Below are 2,351 nucleotides of genomic sequence, written 5' to 3'. Positions count from 1 at the left end.
GGCTGTATTGGCTATGTTTAGTGGTAAACAGGATAAAAAATATAACTATGCACGTTATATTGAAGAAATGGAGAAAGAAGACGATAACCAAGCGATTACGGTATTAGATAAATACTTAGCTCCTATTATCGGTGCAACAAGAAAAAGAATTAAAATTTCAACAGCAAAAGAAGCAGAATTAAAAAGATTGTTTCGTGAGGCTAATATGAATCTGGATCCTACAGTTTTTTATACTTATAAAATTCTATACCCAGTAATTTCGGTTACTTTCTTAATATTACTGGGGCTAGCTTACGATAATAAATCTATTTTAATACTGGCACTACTTGCTCCATTAACCTATTTTTATCCTGATTATAATCTGAAAAGAAACTTGAAAAACGCTAAAATTTACAGAAAGTTGGAATTGCCGAATTATCAAATGCCATTAGGTGTGTTACTACAAACTTACACAACTTATGAAGCTGTTAAAAGGTCTGCTACGTATGCAGGTCCTCATATTAGACCCTTCGTTGAAGATATGATATTAGAACTGGAGACGTGGCAAGGTTCCACAAAACCTTTTAAAAACTTTGCAGAAAAGTTGGATATACCTGAAGCTCATACTTTTGTGGTAGCCATTCAACAAGCTATTAAAACAGATCCTAATAAGGGAAGAGAAATTATTCAGCAACAAATAGAGGTTAGTCGCAAATTAAGAGATGAAAATTATAATTCTTTAATTTTAGCTAGACCTTTATTAATGAATAAGTACAACGTCATAACGGTGGCATGTATCCTGGTCATTCCTTTAACTATGGTTGGTGTTACCCTAATGCAAGCATTTAGCTCGATTTAATAAAAAGTTCAAATCGGACAAACTTTCCCACATTTAAGGGGGGTGATATAGAAAAGGATATACATGGGGGGATTTTGATGAAAAAACGAGCTTTACAAATTAAAAAGTGGTTACTTAATGAGAAATCTCAAGTTACGAATGAGAGTGGGATGCACAATCTATTTGTAATTATGTTAATTATCGGTTTGTGTGCGTTACTTTATCCACAGTTAAATAAAATCTTTACAAGGATTATGAGTAGCCTTATTACTGCTGGAAAAGGTAGTTCCCACGAAATAATTAAAGAACCACTTGGTAAGTCTTCTGATTGGAGCTTATAGATTATCAAAGAGTATTTTTATAGTTTAAAAACTTATTAAAATTGTGGAGGTTATTTAATGTCAAACACTGTATTAAAAGCAAAAGCATGGTTAGCTAACGAAAAATCTCAAGTATCAAACGAAAGTGGGATGCACAATTTATTTGTAGTATTACTTGTAATCGGATTAGGAGCATTAGTATTCCCTCAAATTAAAAGTGCGTTTGATAGTATTATGGCTAAATTTACAACGGCTGCTACAAGTGGAGCGGATGATGTCCATGTTGATGATCCATTAGGTAAAACATCTGGATGGGGTAGCAACTAGAGAAGTAATTACAAAAAACGGTCTCTTACCAACAGGGGCCGTTTTTTCTCAAGTATATAAATTTGTAGAGGAGTTGAACATATGTCTGAAACGCTGGCAAAAGGCCTACTTATGACTCTAGCACTATTCTTTTTAGTGTTAGTTGTGGAATTTATTATGTTTGGTGCCTACTATGTAAAGGCTGAAAATACAGCGTCTAACACTTTAAAAGTTGCGGAACGGTTAGGTGGATTCCAACATGAAAGTGCTGTGAATGGAAAAGAGGGGGTTAATCTAGAGCCATATCTTAGAAAACAATTAAATAATAACCATATGTATCCAAATCATTGGTCTTATGATTTCACTAGGGGCAAGGTTGATTATAATAAGCCAATGGAAATTTTATTAACCGGAGAATATGAGTTTCATATTTTTAAAATATTACCGATAAAATGGGGATTTGATCCTAAAATACCTATTAATATTAAACGTACTGGAATTAGTCATGTTTATTTTAGATAAAGGAGTCGGCTGTAATGAAAGCAAAGGGGCTTATAATAACTTTAATATCCGGAATTATTATGTTCTCAGTTGGTTGTAGTTCAGACCGCTTAAATTCTAGTGCTGAACAAGCGAAAAAAGAAGCACAAGAAGAAAAGAAAAAAAATAAGGATTTAACGTATGAAGAACAGATTAAAGAGTGGCAAAAGAAGTATGAAAAGCAAGCAGTAGATGTAGACAAAGTATTGAAGGAAAACCCTTATAAAGAAGTTAGGAAGTACGGGAAATTAGAATTTGAGGTAAGGGAGTCTTATGAAAATCCACAGGAGTTTGCTAATTTTGCGGCACAAACTCTTTATAAATTTTATCGTGGTGAGATATCGCCTGATGCTTATTTGAATTTTGTT

At 33.3% G+C, this 2,351-nt stretch carries 5 protein-coding genes; all 5 read left to right on the top strand.

The window, feature by feature from the left end:
- Window positions 1-838 (top strand): hypothetical protein (locus RCF13_RS07230; protein WP_308141015.1); only part of this gene is annotated, 838 nt, incomplete at its 5' end.
- A 77-nt stretch (window positions 839-915) separates the two neighbouring features.
- A complete protein-coding gene (locus tag RCF13_RS07225; protein ID WP_044783363.1) occupies window positions 916-1,158 on the top strand; it encodes a hypothetical protein in 243 nt (80 codons plus the stop codon).
- 57 nt (window positions 1,159-1,215) lie between these two features.
- Window positions 1,216-1,464, top strand: a complete 249-nt coding sequence (locus RCF13_RS07220) for a hypothetical protein (RefSeq protein WP_016121746.1) — start codon at window positions 1,216-1,218, stop codon at window positions 1,462-1,464.
- Window positions 1,465-1,545: 81 nt separating this feature from the next.
- Complete coding sequence (locus RCF13_RS07215) at window positions 1,546-1,965, top strand: DUF4320 family protein (RefSeq protein WP_308141014.1); 420 nt, start codon at window positions 1,546-1,548, stop codon at window positions 1,963-1,965.
- 14 nt (window positions 1,966-1,979) lie between these two features.
- Window positions 1,980-2,351 (top strand): hypothetical protein (locus tag RCF13_RS07210; protein WP_308141013.1); only part of this gene is annotated, 372 nt, incomplete at its 3' end.

It is taken from the genome of Stenotrophomonas maltophilia group sp. RNC7, from assembly GCF_030910085.1.
Lineage (GTDB): Bacteria > Pseudomonadota > Gammaproteobacteria > Xanthomonadales > Xanthomonadaceae > Stenotrophomonas > Stenotrophomonas sepilia.
This window is presented reverse-complemented; position numbering and strand designations above follow the sequence as displayed.

Bases quoted from the DNA above. Each gene is read 5' to 3' on its own strand.
- RCF13_RS07225 (WP_044783363.1), top strand. From the start codon at position 916: ATGAAAAAACGAGCTTTACAAATTAAAAAGTGGTTACTTAATGAGAAA.
- RCF13_RS07220 (WP_016121746.1), top strand. From the start codon at position 1,216: ATGTCAAACACTGTATTAAAAGCAAAAGCATGGTTAGCTAACGAAAAA.
- RCF13_RS07215 (WP_308141014.1), top strand. From the start codon at position 1,546: ATGTCTGAAACGCTGGCAAAAGGCCTACTTATGACTCTAGCACTATTC.